The sequence below is a fragment of the Alistipes sp. D31t1_170403_E11 genome (assembly GCF_015553985.1).
Classification (GTDB): Bacteria; Bacteroidota; Bacteroidia; order Bacteroidales; family Rikenellaceae; genus Alistipes; species Alistipes montrealensis.
On sequence record NZ_JADNHQ010000002.1, the window covers coordinates 53202 to 71649 of the forward strand.

An 18448-nucleotide genomic window follows, 5' to 3' on the forward strand; every position below is an offset into this window, starting at 1 on the left:
TTCATTTTTCAATGTATAATTCTCAATTATTTCATACCTTTGCCGAACGCTCTGGCGTTATCCACGGTAAGGGGGATGCGTCGTAGAGTGGAACGTAAATAAATTTTACACAATGGCTTATTTAACAGCTGAGAAAAAGCAGGAGCTTTTCGGCCAGTACGGCAAGTCTAACACCGACACGGGTTCGCCCGAGAGTCAGATCGCGTTGTTTTCCTACCGTATCAGCCACCTTACGGAACACCTCAAAAGCAACAAGCACGACTTCGGAACCCAGCGCGCACTGCTGCGCCTGGTCGGCAAGCGCCGCGCGTTGCTGGAGTACCTGAAGGAGATCGACATCGAGCGCTACCGCGCAATCGTGAAGACGCTCAACCTCCGTAAGTAATCCCGAGGAAGAAATGAAGGCAAGGCCCAAGAGGTGTTGCCTTCATTTTCGTTGCTGAAACAATTTGAAAACACTATAGGTTTAATTTTTTATGGAAGAAAAGAAGCTGTACAACGCAGTCCGCAAGATCATTACGCTGGCCGACGGTCGCCAGATCGAGATCGAAACGGGCAAACTGGCCAAACAGGCCGACGGCTCGGTCGTCGTCAAGATGGGCGACACGATGCTGCTCGGAACCGTCGTGGCCGCAAAGGATGCAAAACCCGACACCGACTTTATGCCTCTCCAGGTCGAATACAAGGAGAAGTACGCCTCCGTAGGCCGCTACCCCGGAGGTTTCATGAAACGCGAAGGCAAGGCCAATGACAGCGAGGTGCTCGTCGCCCGCCTGATCGATCGCGCACTCCGCCCGCTGTTCCCCGCGGATTACCACGCCGAAGTTTACGTAACAGTCAACCTCATTTCGGCGGACAAGGATATTCAGCCCGACGCACTGGCCGGCCTGGCCGCTTCGGCAGCACTCGCCGTATCGGACATTCCGTTCGGCGGCCCCATTTCGGAGGTTCGCGTAGCCCGCATCGACGGGCAGTACGTCATCAACCCCAACTACTCGGATATGGCGAACGTCGACCTGGACATCATGGTCGGCGGTACGATCGACAACATCCTGATGGTCGAGGGCGAGATGAAGGAGGTTTCGGAAGAGGTGATGCTCGGCGCCATCAAATTCGCGCATGAGGAGATCAAGAAGCACTGCGCCGTACAGATCGAACTTTCGAAGGAACTGGGCAAGGACGTAAAACGCACCTACTGCCACGAGGTCAACGACGAAGAACTGCGCCAGACGATCATCAAGGAGCTCTACGACAAGGCTTACGCCATCGCTACGAGCGGCACGATGAAGCACGAGCGCGAAGACAAGTTCAACGCCCTCGAAGCCGAGTTCGCAGCCCGCTACTCGGAAGAGGAACTGGTGGAGAAAGCTCCGCTGATCCACAAATACTTCCACGACGACGTACAGAAGAAGGCCATGCGCAACATGGTCCTCGACCTGGGCCAGCGTCTCGACGGCCGCAAGACCGACGAAATCCGCCCGATCTGGTGCGAGGTGGGCTACCTGCCCGCCGCCCACGGCTCGGCGATCTTCACCCGCGGTGAAACGCAGTCGCTGACGACCGTAACGCTCGGCACGAAGCTCGACGAAAAGGTCAAGGACGAAGTGCTCGTACAGGGAACCGAGAAATTCGTGCTCCATTATAACTTCCCGCCCTTCTCGACGGGCGAAGCCAAGGCCGCCCGCGGTCTGAGCCGCCGCGAGATCGGCCACGGCCACCTGGCATGGCGCGCCCTGAAACCGATGATCCCGATGGGCGAGGACAACCCCTACGCCGTACGTGTCGTATCGGACATCCTCGAATCGAACGGTTCGTCGTCGATGGCTACGGTTTGCGCCGGAACCCTCGCACTGATGGACGCCGGCGTGAAGCTCAAGAAGCCCGTATCGGGTATCGCCATGGGCCTGATCTCGGATTCCGAAACCGGCAAATGGGCCGTGCTGTCGGACATCCTGGGCGATGAGGACCACCTGGGCGACATGGACTTCAAGGTGACGGGAACCAAGGACGGTATCACCGCCACGCAGATGGATATCAAGGTCGACGGCCTCTCGTACGAGGTGCTGGCCGCCGCACTGGAGCAGGCCCGCAAAGGCCGCATGCACATCCTCGGCAAGATCACCGAGTGCATCGCCGAGCCGCGCGAGGACTACAAGCCCTGCGTACCGCGCATCGTACAGATCGTCATTCCGCAGGATATGATCGGTCCGGTTATCGGCCCGGGCGGAAAGGTGATCCAGGACATCCAGAAGACCACCAACACGACCATCACCATCACGGAGGTGGACAACAAGGGTATCGTAGATATCTTCGGCATCGACAAGGAGGCTCTCGACGGAGCGCTGGCCCGCATCAAGGCCATCGTAGCCATTCCCGAAGTAGGCGAGACCTACCACGGCAAGGTCCGTTCGATCGTCGCATTCGGCGCATTCGTCGAGATCATGCCGGGCAAGGACGCCCTGCTCCACATCTCGGAGATCGACTACAAACGTTTCGAGACCATGGAGGAGACGGGTCTGAAAGAGGGTGACGAGATCGACGTGAAGCTGATCGGCGTAGACCCCAAGACCAACAAACTCAAGCTGTCGCGCAAGGCGCTGCTGCCTAAACCCGAAGGGTATGTGGAGCGTGAACGCCGTCCGCGTCCCGAGCGCGGAGACCGTGGCGAACGCCGCGATCGCGGCGAGCGTCGGGAGCGTCCTGAACACAAGGAAGAGTAAAATGGCTGTAAATGTGGATATTTCGGACGAAAAGCTGTTCTTTTTTCCGTCCGGGATATTGCAGAATTAGCAAGAGTTTTCTATATTTGCGCTGTTCGGAGGTCCTGAATGGAAGCGTCAAGCCCCGGAAGCAGGACTGCACGAACGAAAAACGAGAGGCAAACAATTAAAAATAAACACATTAACTTTTACCTATTATGAAAAACTTAATGAAATTGAGCGTTGTGCTCGTGGCTGCCGCACTGGCATTCTCGAGCTGTAACTGCTTCAAGAAGATGGCGAAGAACCGGGACGACATCAAGCTGACGGTCACCCCCGAAATTCTGACGCTGAACAACGGCATCGTTGCCGCCGACATCAATGTTACCTTCCCCGTGGAGTATTTCAACAAGAAGGCCATCATCAAAGTTACCCCCGTCATCGTATTCGAAGGCGGCGAAGTAGCCGGCGCCACCAAATATTACCAGGGTTCGAAGGTGGACGAGAACTATGCAGTCGTAGACATGAGCAACGGCGGCAATTTTACGCAGCACGTTGAGTTCCCGTACGATCCCCGCATGGACCAGTGCGCCCTGCAGCTCCGCGCCGAGATCAAGTGCCCGAAAGGCAAGGCCAAGGAATTCGTGCTCGTGAACCTGAACACCGGAGCCATTCCCACCAAGGAGCAGGCTGCCGTGCTGGCCGGCAACGACGCCGCTGCCAAGGCTGCCATCAACAAGGAATTCGGCCTGACGGTAGCTTACGGTCTGAACACCCTGCAGAAGGACCTCAAGTACGGCGACCTGATGGATCAGATGGCCAACAACTACAAGAAGGTGACGACGGTAGTCGACAAGACCGACCTGCTCTACGCCATCAACTCGTCGGTTGTGACGAAGAAGAACGAGAAGAACGCCAACCTCGGCGCATTCAAGGAGAACGTAGACAAGAACCTCACGAACGACCGCGCTACGCAGAACATCGCCGTGAAGGGTTACGCTTCGCCCGACGGTCCGGTGAAGTTCAACGACAAACTCTCGAAGTCGCGTAGCGAATCGGGTAAGAAAGTCGTTGCTAAACTGCTCAAGGATGCAGGCCTGGATATCGACGCTGCCGCTTACGGCGAAGACTGGGACGGTTTCAAGGAACTGGTCGAGAAGTCGGACATCAAGGACAAGAACCTCATTCTCCAGGTGCTGAGCCTCTACAACTCGCCCGCAGAGCGTGAGACCGAGATCAAGAATATGTCGAGCGTATTCAACGAACTGAAGAAGGACATCCTTCCCGAGCTGCGTCGCTCGCAGATCGTCAACAGCACCGACCTCCAGGGTCTGACCGACGCTGAGATCATGGCCGCTTACCGCAACGGCGGCAACCTGACGGTAGAGCAGTATCTCTATGCCGCACAGGAGCTGGCTAACGGCGCTGAGGAGCAGGTTGCTATCCTGACCGCCGCTTCGAAGAAGTTCAACGACGCCCGTGTATGGAACAACCTCGGCGTTGCCCAGACGCAGGCCGGCGACAAGGCTGCCGCCCTGAAGTCGTTCGAGAAGGCTGCCAAGCTGGATTCGTCGAAGGAGCTCAGCAAGAACCTGCTGCTCGCCAACCTGGCTAACGGCAACACCGCTGAGGCCAAGAAGTACGCTGCCGCTGCCGACGCTCAGGCCAAGGCTGCCATGGCTGCTGCCGAAGGCGATTACAAGGCTGCTGCCAAGAACCTCGAGGGTTACAACGAGGCTATCGCCCTGGTTCAGTCGAACGACCTGGCCGGCGCCAAGAAGGCCATCGCCAAGGACAACTCGGCTGACGCCGACTACCTGCGTGCCGTTATCGCCGCTAAGGAAGGCGACCTGAAGGCTGCAGAGGCTCAGTTGAAGAGCGCTGTTTCGAAGAACCCCGCGCTGGCTCAGAAGGCCGCTAAGGACATCAACCTGAAGGCACTGAAGAAGTAATCAGCTTCTCCCGATAAAAAAGAGTCTGGCCGTTTACGGTTCAGGCTCTTTTTTTGCATCTCATCCGGCGTACCCTGCAACAAATGCGCGGGCGGGAACGTTGTAACTGTAAAAAGCGGCTCCGGCGTATGTTCCGACAACAACGGTTCACGGCGGACACCGGTTAAAATAATTGATCCGGAAGCGATGCGGGATCGAATAATTTTTCTAATTTTGTAAAAAACACGATCGTATGGAATACGCCAACCATCTCAAAGAATACGCCCCGGCCGGGAGTGCAGCTCAAGTCGACGAAGAAGTCGCCCGCATCCGCAAGGTCGCCGAGGCCCGCAACCACAACACCGAAGTTTACAAACTCTGCTATTCGGCCATCGACATCACGACCCTGTCGTGCAACGATTCGGTGACCTCCGTCACGGAGTTCGCCCGCAAGACCGTGGAGTTCTACCAGAAATATCCCCACATTCCCAATGTGGCTTCGATCTGCATCTATCCTTCGTTCGTCGAGACCGTCGGGCTGGCTGTGGACGGCACGCCGATGAAGATCACGAGCGTCGGCGGCGGATTCCCCGCGGCGCAGACCTTCCTCGAAGTGAAGGCCCTCGAAGTGGCTATGGCCGTGGAGAACGGCGCCGACGAAGTGGACATCGTCCTCAACGTAGGCCGCATGCTCACGGGCGAATACGACGAGGCCGCCAACGAAGTGGAGGTAATCCGCACGGAGATGGACGAGGACGTGGTCCTAAAGGTGATCATCGAGTCGGGAGCGCTGAAAACGCCCGACCTGATCCGCAAGGCATCGTTGCTTTCGATGTTCGCAGGAGCCGATTTCGTGAAGACCTCGACGGGCAAGATCGACGTGGCGGCAACGCCCGAAGCCGCCGTAGTGATGTGCCAGGCAATCCGGGACTATTACGCCAAGACGGGCCGCAAGGTCGGTTTCAAGGCCGCAGGCGGCGTCCGTACGGCCCAGGATGCCGCGCTCTACTACACGATCGTCGAGGAGATTCTCGGCAAGGAGTGGCTCACGCCGGACCTGTTCCGCATCGGCGCCTCCTCGGCCGCAAACAACATCCTCTCGGCTATCGAAGGCGTGGAGATCAAGTATTTCTAGGCGGCCCGAAAGCCCCGAAAACGGTATGCAGCAGCCCTGTCGGGCTGCTGTTTTTCATATCCGGGAGGGTCCCGGAAACGAAAAAAGCCGAAGATTTAAAATATCCGGGCCGCCGGATCGTCTGCATAAGTAGAACGCAGCGGCAATGACAGCACAAAAACGAAAGATCGTACTTTACACCTTCGACTGCTCCGGATGCGGTTACTGCACCGAAGTCTGCGGCAGCGGGGTCCTCAAGCTGGTCGACAACGGCGCATGCCGCTTCGTCAACGTCGCAGACGCTTCGCGCTGCACGGAATGCGGACGGTGCGAACGGCGATGCCCGAACAATGCGATTTTACTTAAACCGAACAATACGATGAAAGAAAAACTGAAAATTGCAGGATACGCCCTGGGAGGCGTGGTCCTGCTCGCCCTGGGCGTCGCCGTGACCATGTGGCTGTGGAATGCGCTGATTCCCGAGATCGTGGGCTGGAAAGCCATCAACTACTGGCAATCGCTGGGCCTGCTGGTACTGCTGCGGCTGCTCTTCGGGCATTTCGGACACTTCGGCCGCGGAGGTTTCGGCCGTCCGCACATGTCGCGCCGGGAGCACCGCCACCTGCACGAGGCGATGCGGGGCATGTCGCACAGCGAAAAGCGGGAGTTCATCCGCCGCCGGATGCGGGAATTATGCGAACGGGAACAGTCCGCAGATGACGCCGCAGCACAATAATCCCACGGAGGTATTCGAAAATTACCGCCGGCAGTTGCGGGCCTTTATTTCGCGGCGCGTGGACTCCGAAGCGGAAAGCGAAGACATCCTGCAGGAGGTTTTCATGCGCTTCGTACAGACCGACACGGTGAATCCCATCGGGCAGGTCGCGGCATGGCTCTTCCGCACGGCCCGCAACCGCATCATCGACCACGGCCGTAAACGCCGCGAGGAACGAATGCCCCAACTCCGCGACCCGGATGACGAGAGCGGATTCGTCAGCGAGATCACGGCCCTGCTGGCCGACGACAGCAGTTCGCCCGAAATGGAGTACCTCCGCGCACTGGTCTGGGAAGAGGTCGAGAAGGCGCTGGGCGAACTGCCCGCCGCCCAGCGCGACGTATTCTGCCTGACTGAAATGGAAGGGTTCACCTTCCGGGAACTCGCCGAAGACACGGGCATTCCGGTGGCGACCCTGCTGTCGCGCAAACATTATGCGGTAAAATACCTCCGCAGCCGGTTGGCGGAAATCTACGAGGCTTTCCTCACGGACTGAGCCTTCCAGACCACGCAAAACAGCGGCCCCCGTGTGGGGCCGCTGTTTCAGACCGCAAAAGGTTTTCAGATCGAATCCCGGACTCCGACGGCAAGCGAATCGACCGCTGCCGGAAGCGCGGGCTCAGCGACGACAGCCGCCGCCGGAGCGTCGGGCTGTTCCCCGCGCAGGACCATCGACCGGAAATTGTCGCGCCGGAGGACCACGACGACAATAATGGCGATTACCGCCACGGCCACGATAATACCGATCAGTTTCTTAATCATTGCTATCCGGTTCGTTTAAGATCCCGATGGCGCGCATGACGACATTGTCCACAGGGAAGATATTTACGTAGAAACCATTGTCTTCCAGCGCCGTATTGCGGCCTATGTAGGCCCTAAGCTGGGCTTCGATCAGTTTCCGGGAACGGGCGATGTCTGCCGGACGCGGCGCAACGCCCTTCCGGGCGGCATAGCGGACGAAATCTTCCACAAGGGTTTTATCGCTGTCGAGCAATGCCTGCAACTCGTCGATCGTCTTCACCGCGTTGAGCGCCTCGCGGTGACGGTCGGCATACTCGATCGTATAGCGGTAGAGGATATTGCGGCCCGCCACCTCGACGAAATACTTCGTCACGTCGGTCGTGTCGGCCGGGATGAATACGTCCGGCATGATACCGCCACCGCCGTATACGACCTTTCCGCCCGGAGTCACCCGTTTGAGCGAATCGGCAAAATGGATGCTGTCGGCCGAGAAAAACTCGTTGTTCTTATAGCGGTTATAAAGGTCCTCTTCGTAGTCGGCGTCATCGCCGATCGTGTAGGGTTTCTGGATCGAACGGCCCGTCGGGGTATAGTAACGCGCCGTCGTCAGCCGCAGGGCCGAACCGTCGCTGTAAGGTATCTGGCGCTGCACGAGGCCTTTGCCGAACGAACGGCGTCCGACAATCGTACCCCGGTCGTTATCCTGCAACGCTCCGGCAAGAATCTCGCTCGACGAGGCGCTTCCTTCGTCGATCAGCACCACGACCTCCATATCCTGCGCCTTGCCTTTACCGTCGGCGTATTCGCGCACCTGCTTGTGGTGACGGTCTTCGGTATAGACGATCAGTTGGCCCTCGTGCAGGAACTCGTTGGCCACGGCGATCGCCTGGTCGAGGAAGCCGCCCGAGTTGCCCCTCAGGTCGAAGATCAGCTTCGTCACACCCTCGGCGCGCAGCGAGGCGAGTGCCCGGTCGAGCTCGTCGAACGTACTGCGGGCAAACTGCCCCAACTTGACGTACCCTACGCCGTCGGCGATGCGGAAAGCCGATTCGATACTCTTGATCGGAATCACGCCGCGCACGACATCGACCTCGACCAGGTCGGAGATACCCTGCCGTTCGAGGCCCAGGTGAACCGTCGTACCGCGCGGGCCGCGCAGTTTCTTGACGACATTGTACTGGGGAATCTTGCGTCCGGCGACAAGCGAATCGTCGATCTCGATGATCCGGTCGCCGGCCTTGATCCCGGCCTTGTCGCTCGGACCCTGGGGAATGACATTCAACACGATGACCGTGTCGGTAGCCATGTTAAAGACCACACCGATACCGTCGAACTCCCCTTCGAGGGGTTCGTTCAGGGCCTGCATCTCCGAAACGGGAATATAGACCGAGTGGGGATCGAGTTCCTTGACCAGCATCGGGATGACGTGCTCGGCCAGCGAATCCATCGACACCGAATCGACATACTGGTTCTCGATCAGCGAGAGCGTATAGGAGAGTTTGTTGTTGGGCAGCGCCATGCGGCTGAGCATGCCCTTGAGCTGCGAGGTCGTGGTATTGCGGCCCAGATACTGGCCCAGCAACAGGCCCAGAACCACCCCCGCGGCCAGCAGCAGCGGGAAGAGGATGGTATGTTTCGAGTTTTTATACATCATATTATGGCATTCCGGACGCCGGTTCCGTATTTAATAATCCGCAACGATTTTAGGTCATCAGGGTTTCGGCTTGTTTTTGAAGGTGTACGTCAGGCCCACGCTCAACAATGTACGGACCTGCACATCGGGATTCTGCGACCGGTTGTAATAAAGCTGGAAATTTAACGTTGTGGCGAGGTATTTTGTTGCCTTGATGTCGAGTATATTTTCCCAGCGCACCGTAGGATGGATCGGCAGACGGGGTTTGTCCTTGATGTTTTTATCGCCCTCGGACCACTTCTCATAGGCTTCGAGGTATTTGGTGTAGTCGCTGATCTTGTTCTTCTGGCCAATGTCCGTGATCCAGCCGTAGAAGGAAAATATCGTCGTACGATAACGCAGGTAGCCCGTTTTGCCGAACGTACGGTCGAAACCGATTTCGATCGACGAACCGCCCTCGTATTTCGAAGTCTTGTCGGGATCCTCGATACCGTAGGGATAGGCCGGCTTGATCTCCTTGTCGTCGCTGCCGACCTGCCGCATACGAATCCAGTCGCTTTCGGCAAAGGTGGCGTTCAAGGCGAGGGGCGACATATTCACCGTGATCGGAAATTTCGGTTTGGGGCTTTTATAAGTGATACCCAGCGAAATATCGAGGTAACCCGGGGTCATAAATTTACTCTTGAGATGCTTCTTCTCCTGTTCTGAGCGCGATTTGTAACCGTTGACGAACTGGCTGCGGAATTGCAGGATCGAACCGTAAGACCAGTTCTTCGCCATCTCGAACGCCGGGTTCACCCAGATAACGAACTCGTCCTGGTTCTTGAACCACACGCCTTCGCTGTCCATGATCTTGTTCCCGCTCTCGTCGACCATCGGCTTGCCGTCCTGGTCCAGACGCTGCGTCTCGACCTTCATGCGGTTGTAGCCCAGCTTGGCATTGAACTTGGTTTCGATCGAGAAGAGGTTTTTCTTGAAGATATGGCGCAGGCTGAAAGTCGCCGTCAGCGCAATGGAGTTATCACCGCCCGAGACCGAAATCCAGGGGTCGTTGTACGAGGTCAGCGATCCCTGCAGGCCGCCGCCGAATTCGAGGTAGTTGCGCTCCTTGCGGATCGCGGCACGCTCGGCCTTGTAGCGGGCCAGACTGAAATAATCGGCATCGACAGAGGTGGATTTAAGCCGGTCGCGGAAAGTCACGCTCTGCTGTTCGGCGTTGACTTCGTCGATGGAAATCTGCGCCGAAGCCGGGACCGACATCGTCAGGATCGGCGCCAACGCGAGAATCAGGTAAAAATGTTTCATAGCGAAGCGATTGTATTTGATTTTCAATCTACAAATTTATGAATTTATTTACAAAATCTTTAACTTTGTCTGAAAGTTAAACGGAAAGGACCAACTATGAAATATTTCGGAGCACACGTAAGCGCATCGGGCGGCGTACAGAACGCCCCCGTCAACGCACACAATATCGGAGCCACGGGCTTCGCCCTGTTTACCAAGAACCAGCGCCAATGGGTTGCCAAGCCGCTTTCTGCGGGTGAGATCGACGCCTTCCGCAAGGCGTGCGAACAATACGGCTACACCCCGGCGCAGATACTGCCCCACGACTCGTACCTGATCAACCTCGGACATCCCGAAGAGGAGCCGCTCGAAAAATCGCGCGCAGCATTCCTCGACGAGATGCAGCGCTGCGAACTGCTGGGCCTCGACCGCCTGAATTTCCACCCCGGCAGCCACCTGCAACAGATCACCGAGCAGGAGAGCCTCGACCGGATCGCCGAGTCGATCAATATCGCGCTCGACAAGACAAGCGGCGTGACGGCCGTGATCGAGAATACCGCGGGGCAGGGTTCGAACCTCGGATTCCGCTTCGAGCACCTGGCCTACCTGATCGACCGGGTGGAGGACAAATCGCGCGTGGGCGTCTGCATCGACACCTGCCACGCCTTCGCGGCAGGATATGACCTTCGGACCCGGGAAGCGTGCGACGCCACATTCGCCGAACTGGAACGCGTCGTCGGATTCCGATACCTGAAAGGCATGCACCTGAACGACGCTATGAAAATCCTGGGGAGCCGCGTCGACCGCCACACGCCGCTGGGCGAAGGCATGATCGGCATGGAGTGCTTCCGTTACATCGCCGGGGACAAGCGCTTCGACGGAATTCCTCTGATCCTCGAAACACCCGACGAGGCGCGCTGGAACGAGGAGATCGCCCAGCTCAAATCATTCGCCGGGGAGGCATAAAAAAGGGAGGCTTCGGAAAGCCTCCCTATCTTTTTACAACCGGTCCAGGCAGGAGCGGATAATCGCCGCGCTTTCGCGCACCTCTTCTTCCGAAATCGTAAGGGGCGGCGAGATGCGGAACGCCGTGTCGCAGAACAGAAACCAGTCGCTCAGGATACCCTCTTCCTTGAAAAGTTCCATGATGCGGTAGAGCTTTCCCGATTCACCCAGCTCGACGGCCAGCAACAGCCCCGAACGGCGAATCTCCCGCACGGCGGGATGGTCCGCAAGCAGGCGCTCGTAAAGCGCACCCTTCGCTTCGACCGTCTCAACCACGCGATTGTCGAGCAAATAGTTCAGCGCCGCAAGTCCCGCCGCACAGCAGACCGGATGCCCGCCGAAGGTGGTAATATGCCCCAGCACGGGGTTGTCCTGCAATGTGTCCATCACTTCATGCCGGGAGACGAACGCCCCGAGGGGCATTCCCCCGCCGAAGGCTTTGGCCAGGCACACGATGTCGGGCGTAACGCCGTATTTGAGCATGGCGAAAAGTTCGCCCGTGCGGCCCATGCCGGTCTGTATTTCATCGAAGATCAGCAGCGCGCCGACTTCGTCGCAGCGCCTGCGCAGCGCCTCCAGATAACCTGCGCGGGGCGGACGGACGCCGGCTTCGCCCTGCACCGGCTCGGCCAGGACGCAGGCCGTGCGGCGTGTGATGCGACTCAGGTCATCGAAATCATTAAAAGAAATCGCCTGCACGTCGGGCAGCAGGGGCCGGAACGCCCCTTTCCACTCCTCGCCTTCGGGAGCACCCATAACGCTCATCGCGCCGTGCGTCGAGCCGTGGTAGGCACGGCGCATGGAGACGATCTCCGTCCGCCCGGTGAAGCGCTTCGCCAGTTTCAAAGCCCCTTCGACCGCCTCGGCGCCCGAATTGACGAAGTAAACGCATTCGAGCGGTGCGGGCAGCAGCGAAGCGACCTTGGCGGCATACTCCACTTGCGGCGTCTCGACCAATTCGCCGTAGACCATCACATGCATATAGCGCGCAGCCTGCTCCTGCACGGCCCGCACCACGGCAGGATTGCAGTGCCCGGCGTTACTCACCGAAACCCCGGCCACCAGGTCGAAATAGCGTTTACCCCCGGGCGTATAGAAAAACGAGCCTTCGGCACGTGCGACCTCCACCAGCATCGGCGAAGGCGAAGTCTGGGCGACATGCGCGAGAAATTGTTTACGCAGGATATTATTCATTTTCACCGAATTTCCTTTTTAAAATCGCATTCGCGTCCTTCACGCTGCGCCGCATCCAGCCATACAGGACTTCGGCCTGTTCGGAGGGCGTCATCTGCCAGCCGTCGACCGTGATGCGCATCCGCTCGGAAAGCATGTAAATCAGGATCGCCGCCGAGGCCGAAACGTTCAGGCTCTCGACCATGCCGCACATCGGGATGCGCAGGAACTCATCGGCCGAGGCGATCACCTCGTCGGAAATTCCGGCGTGCTCCGTCCCGAAGACCAGTGCGAAAGGCCCCCGTCCGACATCGAACGTCTCGGGCGTTACATCCTCGCGGTGGGGCGTAGTGGCCACGATACGGTAGCCTGCCCCCTTCAGAGCGGCGACGGCCTCGCTTGTCGAGGCGTGGCGGCACACGTCGACCCACTGGTCCGTGCCGCGCGCAATGTCGGGGTTGGGTTCGAACCGGCAGAGCGCCTCCACGGTATGCATCTCCTGCACGCCGAACGCTTCGCAATGGCGGATCAGCGCCGCGGCGTTCTGCCCGTGGTACATGTTCTCGGCCAGCACGGTCATATAGCGCGTACGCATGGAGACCGTCTTCCTCAAAACGGCATACCGCTCCGGCGTCATAAACCCGGCGAGGCAGGCAATGCGTTCGGCGTAGCGCACAGCATCAGGCCCGAAATCGAAGGCCGTTTCCGGAGAGTCGTTATTTGCGGTATTTTTCATCATCGTCGAGGATTTTCAGGTAACTCTCATAGCGCGGCCAGGCAATTTCACCCGCTTTCACAGCTTCGGCCACCGCACAGCCCGGTTCGTGGGTGTGGGTGCAGTTGTAAAACCGGCAGGCAGGCGCAACACGCATCATCTCGGGAAAATAGTGCCACAACTCGGCCTCGTCGATGTCGATCAGCCCGAAGCCCTTGATGCCCGGCGTGTCGATCACTGCGCCGCCTCCGGCCAGCGGATACATCGTCGAGAAGGTCGTCGTGTGGCGGCCTTTGTGGTGACTCTCGGAGATTTCGCCCGTACGGATGTCCAATGCAGGGTCGATGCACTGGATCAGCGTCGACTTCCCGACGCCCGAATTTCCCGAAACGAGGGTCGTGCGGCCCGCGAGCAGTTCACGCACAGCCTCCACGCCCCGGCCCTCCGTGGCCGAAACTTCCAGCACCCGGTAACCGGCGCCCTCGTAGACCGCGCGGAACTCCGCAACGGCCTCGGCATCCTGCAGGTCGATCTTCGACAGGAGGATCGTCACGGGGACTTTATAGGCCTCGCAGGTCACCAGGAAACGATCCACGAACTCCGTGGGCGTCTCGGGCGAACGCAGCGACGCCATCAGCAACGCCTGATCGACGTTGGCGGCGATGATATGCGACTCTTTCGAGAGGTTCGAAGCCCGGCGGATCACGTAGTTGCGCCGCGGCACGATGTCGGCGATCACATAGTCGCCCCCGTCGTCTGCCTCGCATACCACCTCGTCGCCCACGACCACCGGATTGGTCGAACGCACCCCTTTCAGGCGCAGTTTACCCCGGATACGGCAGCGTACGGGCGTGCCGTCGTGCAACACGTCGTACCAACTGCCCGTCGCCCGGACCACTGTGGCCGTAAACTTCTTATCCATCGGCTGTCGTTTTTTCTTCCCGCCGGGGAACCTGCTCGCCGACCCACTCCAGAAAAGGAAAAATGGATTCGGAGAGCCGCTTGACGGGTTTATAGCTTTTCGAATGTTCGATCGTCTCCGGCCCCACAAGGCAATAGTCCTCGTTCAGCGTATCGAAGGCCGAGAAGAGCGCGCTCAATATGAGCAGGTACTTCAAAACCGATACCGCAACGCCCAGCACCGTATCGGCAATGCCCAACCCTGCAAAGTGGAACACCTTGCGCACCAGCCTCGCGGCGATGGCAACGACGAGCACGACGACGACCAACACCGTGACGAAGCCGCCCGCAGCGGCCACGTCGGCATCGAGCCGCATCCATTCGCCGACCTGCGCACCGAAACGCGCAGCGAGCCAGATGCCCGCCACAATCCCGGCAAGGGAGCATATCTGCACGATGAATCCCTGGCGCCATCCGTTCCAGACGGCCAGTACCAGTACGAGGCAAACGATTAAATCAAGTGTATTCAAAAAGCCGTTTCAAATTAGTTCCGTAAAGATACAAATTTTAAAGAAACAGCCCAAAAAAAGCATACAATGAACGATTAAGCGCAATCCATATAAATATAGGTATATTGCGTTAACGGATTACATCGCGCAGGTTAACACTCAGCGCATTACAGATGCTACAGATGGTCTTTACAGTAAGATTAGTCCGTCCGGCCTCGATACGGCTCAGATTGGATCGTTCCATGTCACACCGGTAAGCCAACTCCTGTACGGTCAGCTTACGCTCCTTCCTCAACTCCTTGATCCTCGTAGAGATATAAAGGATTTCTTCCTGATAATTCATTCCCATTTCAAAAATTTGGACAAAAATTTTGTTGTGCAAATTTTTATATATATATTTGCACCATGCGTATCATATATGATACCATCAAAAAAGAGGGTCATACTGATAACAAATTGAAAACTAAATACAAACACATTATCATCTCAATTACTTTTTACTATGAAAAACAACTTGTTCAAAAAATTTCTGGCATTGTTCCTGACCGGAACCATGCTGGCCGGTGTCGGCTGTAAAGACTACGACGACGACATCGACTCCATCAACAAGCGCCTCGATGGTATGGACGTAACCATATCCAGTCTTCCCGAGCAGCTTGAAGCCATCAAAAAGACAATTCCCGATATCACCAGCCTCACTAGCAAGGTGAACGAACTTGCGGGAAAACTCGACGGCGTAAGCGATCTCAAAGGTCAGCTGGAAAAACTCAACGGGCTGGAAAGCTCGCTCAAACAGTATGTTACAACCGAGATCGGCAAAGCCACTACAGCCGATGCACTGAAAAAGGCACTGGGCAACTATTACGCCACGGCAACGGCTCTGAACGATCTGGATACCGCTATCGAAGCCATCACCAAAAAAGGCGGCTCGATCGACGCAGCCGTCGCTGCCGCCCTCAAAGAGTTGCGCGAGCAGGATATTGCCAATCTGAAAAACAACGTAGGCGACTGGATGGGCCCGAAAATCCAGAAATACCTCGCAGACAACGGCTACAACTTCACCAAGGCCGACGCAACAACGGCTGCAAGCCAGGAAATCCTGAATCAAATCAAGGCCGAGCAAAGCGAATACTGGAAAGCTATCGAAACAATCGTCGGAAAAGCAACCATCAACAACCTCGGTCAGGGTGTCGTATCGTCCACGAATCTGGACGAGGAACTGAAAGCCCTGATCGACAAGATCGGACCGCTGCTCGACCGTGTCGCCGAACTCGAAGGCCGCATTCAGTCGATCGTCTTCGTTCCCGAATACCTCGACGAGGCTCAGGACAACATCGTTTACTTCAACGCTGCCGCATTTATCGAAATAGCCGGCACGAACCACTATCTCGGAGCCAAGGACGAACCTACGGCAACCATGACGTTCCGTGTTTCGCCCGCCTCGAAAGCCGCCGAAATCACCAAAGACAATGTCAGCTTCGTTGTCGAGCCGGTAAAGACCCGCGCAGCAGCCGATCCGGCCTTTACGGTCATCAGCGTCGTTCCCGACGAACAGTCGGCCAAGAACGGTAAATTCCGCGTAACCGTTTCGACGAATTACAAATTCGGTTCGGTAGCCAACGAGGCCCTCGCATTCGCCCTGAATGTCAATATCCCCTCGAAAGACAAAGAGAACAAATACGGCATCGACTACACCACTTCATTCCTCGGAGCCGACAAGAAAATCAACACCGGAGGCAAGATCAACGACCAGCTGGTACTTGCCAAAAAAGAGGGTGACAAGTTCGTAACCGTCACGATGGGTACTGTCCATGCGAGCGAATTGGCATACAATTCGTCGGAAACCGTCACGTTCTTCAAGGATTTCCAGGTTTATTACACGCCCGAGACCGGCAAATACTACACACTCGCCGAAATGTGGGGCGATGCACTCGCTTACGAGATCAAGGCTCCGACAACGAACCCCGATGTCGTCGGCACGGCGGCCAACTATGATCTGAAAGCAGGTTCGGTAGCGATCAAAGCCGCCAAGGTAGGCGACGTATCGCTGATCGACAACTCCATTACGTCCAAGGATTACACCATTAATGTGACGACCGGCGGCAAGACGCTGAAACTCGGAACCGCTAAGCAGAAAGTAACGGTTGTGGGCATCAACACAAACGTTACGACTTCGGGTGCAAACCTGATGTGGAAATACGCAACTGCGTCGGCTACTGTGAATAAAAACGTATACACGGCGGAAAATATTGTGTTGACTAAAAACGAAGACGGCACGAACGTCCTGAAAGCCGCCCTTTACAAGCAGATGGCGGGTTATGTAAAAGCCGATGCTCTCGCTGCCGAAAAATACACTGTAGAGATCACCAAGAACGGTGAAGTCGTTACGGATATCACTGCCGACATCGCGCTTATTTCGCAGCCGACACTGGAATCCGACGGCCAGTTGGCCGACGTAACCCTTACGGGCGACCTGAAGCAGACAGCAACTTATGTCGTGAAAGCGGTTTACATGCACGCCGACAAGACCCGTTCGACGATCGAAACGACGGTCAACGTAACGGGTATGCCCAAACTCGGCACGGACGGCGTCTTCACGCTTCCGGCCGCATCGAAGACCTACACGGGCGGCTACGAGTTCGACCTGCAGAAGAACTACGCCGATCTGCTCTGGACGGACGCACTCAAGGATGCATTCGGCGACAAGGCTACCTTCCAGGGCGTCATCTACGCCGCAACGGCTACCCCGACAAAGGCCGGAAAAGCCGCTCTGAGTGCAGATGCAGCCAACAAAGTCATCAAGGTGACGTTCGACAGCGACGCTGCATACGCTACCTCGTACAAGCCGAGCATCAAGTTCGTCGACGCGAAAGGAACCGGTCTGGAAGTAACCTTCAAGAGCGACGTGAAACTCGTCGAGCCGACGGCCAAGATGACCAAGAACAACGCCTACTTCGGTTCGGACGGCAAGGCCAAAGCCAGCACGACGCTCTCGGGTTCGCAGTTCAGCGTGACTGACAAGGAACTGGCGCAGGCATTCGCCTACACCGGGGAACTCCAGGGAACCGAGATCGCCTACTCGGTAGTCAACGACGCTACGGCCACCGACGCTGCCCAGAAAGCACAGACCGCAGCCCTCAAGAAACTCGCCGACGCAGGCAAGACGATTCCGGCAATCACCGGCAACGTCCTGACCTGGAACGACTGGAACAACCTCGACCTGATCGTGAAAGCCGAACTGAAACTCAACGGCAAGGTGCTCGACACGGAGTATTTCATCGTGAAGATCGACGATCCCGTCGCAACGGCAATCACCGTAGACAGCAAAGTGGACGCTACGATCTATGCAGGCGAAAGCACCAAGACCTTCAAGGTGGCTTCGATGCTGAAACTCGCAGCCCAGAACGGCGCGGCAATCGACCCGGCAGCCAACGTATTCGACGCCACGCAGGACAGCAGCCTGGCCGCCGATCTCGCAACGGCACTGAAAGGTTCGGTCAAGTACACCACGACCAACATCAACACCGCAATCACGGTAGATGAGGCCACGGGCGTCGTAACGCTCAAGGACAGCGGTCTGGAGATCCTGACCCCGATCAAAGTCGTAGTAAATGTCGAATACACCTACCAGTTCGGCACGCGTACGACGAAAGCCGATCAGGTAATCGTTACGGTCAAGGGCGGCACGAAACCCGCTCCGGTGAACTAAACTGAATCTCTCGCAGGGGATGACACCCAAGGAGTTGTTTTTTAGTTAACAAGTTTCACATCCATCCCCTGCTTTTTGGCGGACCGAAGAGGCGCGGTCCGCCATTTTTTTGCCCCTGCGCCTTCCGATGCCCGCCGGGCGTAAAACCGGACCTTCCCCGGCTTTGCGCCCGGCCCGCATTTCGCCGATGGAACACAAACGGAGCAACGACGCAGACAAAAAAATTTGCCGCTGAGCGCAGGTTGTATTATCTTTGCCGC

At 57.2% G+C, this 18448-nt stretch carries 16 protein-coding genes; 8 read left to right on the top strand and 8 right to left on the bottom strand.

What is annotated here, in order from left to right:
• Positions 1–112: 112 nt before the first annotated feature.
• The 6 genes from rpsO to I2E69_RS03735 all read left to right on the top strand — a co-directional run bounded on the left by rpsO (position 113) and on the right by I2E69_RS03735 (position 7015).
• Positions 113–385 carry a 30S ribosomal protein S15 gene (gene rpsO / locus I2E69_RS03710; protein WP_195458822.1) on the top strand — a complete coding sequence of 91 codons (273 nt, stop codon included), beginning with the start codon at positions 113–115 and terminating at the stop codon, positions 383–385.
• 91 nt (positions 386–476) lie between these two features.
• Positions 477–2720, top strand: a complete 2244-nt coding sequence (gene pnp, locus I2E69_RS03715) for a polyribonucleotide nucleotidyltransferase (protein WP_195458824.1) — start codon at positions 477–479, stop codon at positions 2718–2720.
• 209 nt (positions 2721–2929) lie between these two features.
• Complete coding sequence (locus tag I2E69_RS03720; RefSeq protein ID WP_195458826.1) at positions 2930–4651, top strand: hypothetical protein; 1722 nt, start codon at positions 2930–2932, stop codon at positions 4649–4651.
• Between the two features lie 232 nt (positions 4652–4883).
• A complete protein-coding gene (gene deoC / locus I2E69_RS03725; RefSeq protein WP_195458828.1) occupies positions 4884–5765 on the top strand; it encodes a deoxyribose-phosphate aldolase in 882 nt (293 codons plus the stop codon).
• A 145-nt stretch (positions 5766–5910) separates the two neighbouring features.
• Positions 5911–6480 carry a ferredoxin family protein gene (locus I2E69_RS03730; protein WP_195458829.1) on the top strand — a complete coding sequence of 190 codons (570 nt, stop codon included), beginning with the start codon at positions 5911–5913 and terminating at the stop codon, positions 6478–6480.
• Positions 6461–7015 carry an RNA polymerase sigma factor gene (locus I2E69_RS03735; RefSeq protein ID WP_195458830.1) on the top strand — a complete coding sequence of 185 codons (555 nt, stop codon included), beginning with the start codon at positions 6461–6463 and terminating at the stop codon, positions 7013–7015. Before I2E69_RS03730 ends, I2E69_RS03735 begins: the two co-directional genes overlap by 20 nt.
• A gap of 65 nt (positions 7016–7080) precedes the next feature.
• On the opposite strand, the gene I2E69_RS03740 is transcribed toward I2E69_RS03735, so the two are convergent.
• The 3 genes from I2E69_RS03740 to I2E69_RS03750 are packed head-to-tail and all read right to left on the bottom strand — an operon-like array spanning position 7081 to position 10198.
• On the bottom strand, positions 7081–7281 hold the full coding sequence (locus tag I2E69_RS03740; RefSeq protein ID WP_195458831.1) for a hypothetical protein: 201 nt from the start codon (positions 7279–7281) through the stop codon (positions 7081–7083).
• Entirely contained in the window at positions 7274–8911 is a 1638-nt protein-coding gene (locus I2E69_RS03745) for a S41 family peptidase (protein WP_195460046.1), read from the bottom strand. Before I2E69_RS03745 ends, I2E69_RS03740 begins: the two co-directional genes overlap by 8 nt.
• 60 nt (positions 8912–8971) lie before the next feature.
• Positions 8972–10198 (bottom strand): DUF3078 domain-containing protein, encoded by a 1227-nt coding sequence (locus I2E69_RS03750; protein ID WP_195458832.1) that lies wholly within the window; start codon positions 10196–10198, stop codon positions 8972–8974.
• A 96-nt stretch (positions 10199–10294) separates the two neighbouring features.
• On the opposite strand from I2E69_RS03750, the gene nfo reads away from it, so the two are divergent.
• Entirely contained in the window at positions 10295–11143 is an 849-nt protein-coding gene (gene nfo / locus I2E69_RS03755; protein WP_195458833.1) for a deoxyribonuclease IV, read from the top strand.
• Positions 11144–11176: 33 nt separating this feature from the next.
• Here the strand turns inward: nfo and I2E69_RS03760 are convergent, their stop codons facing one another.
• The 5 genes from I2E69_RS03760 to I2E69_RS03780 form a co-directional block, all read right to left on the bottom strand.
• A complete protein-coding gene (locus tag I2E69_RS03760) occupies positions 11177–12376 on the bottom strand; it encodes an aspartate aminotransferase family protein (protein ID WP_195458834.1) in 1200 nt (399 codons plus the stop codon).
• The gene (locus I2E69_RS03765; protein ID WP_195460047.1) at positions 12369–13091 is read right to left on the bottom strand and encodes a TrmH family RNA methyltransferase; all 723 of its coding nucleotides are present in this window, start codon (positions 13089–13091) and stop codon (positions 12369–12371) included. The genes I2E69_RS03760 and I2E69_RS03765 overlap by 8 nt, the downstream gene beginning before the upstream one ends.
• Positions 13072–13992 (bottom strand): ribosome small subunit-dependent GTPase A, encoded by a 921-nt coding sequence (gene rsgA, locus I2E69_RS03770; RefSeq protein WP_195458835.1) that lies wholly within the window; start codon positions 13990–13992, stop codon positions 13072–13074. The genes I2E69_RS03765 and rsgA overlap by 20 nt, the downstream gene beginning before the upstream one ends.
• Positions 13985–14500, bottom strand: a complete 516-nt coding sequence (locus I2E69_RS03775) for a CvpA family protein (RefSeq protein WP_195458836.1) — start codon at positions 14498–14500, stop codon at positions 13985–13987. Before I2E69_RS03775 ends, rsgA begins: the two co-directional genes overlap by 8 nt.
• Before the next feature lie 109 nt (positions 14501–14609).
• Positions 14610–14822, bottom strand: coding sequence for a helix-turn-helix domain-containing protein (locus I2E69_RS03780; RefSeq protein WP_229095374.1), 213 nt, complete (start codon positions 14820–14822; stop codon positions 14610–14612).
• Between the two features lie 159 nt (positions 14823–14981).
• Here I2E69_RS03780 and I2E69_RS03785 point away from each other — a divergent pair, with 159 nt between their 5' ends.
• Positions 14982–18188 (top strand): hypothetical protein, encoded by a 3207-nt coding sequence (locus tag I2E69_RS03785; RefSeq protein ID WP_195458837.1) that lies wholly within the window; start codon positions 14982–14984, stop codon positions 18186–18188.
• The last annotated feature ends 260 nt before the right edge of the window (positions 18189–18448 follow it).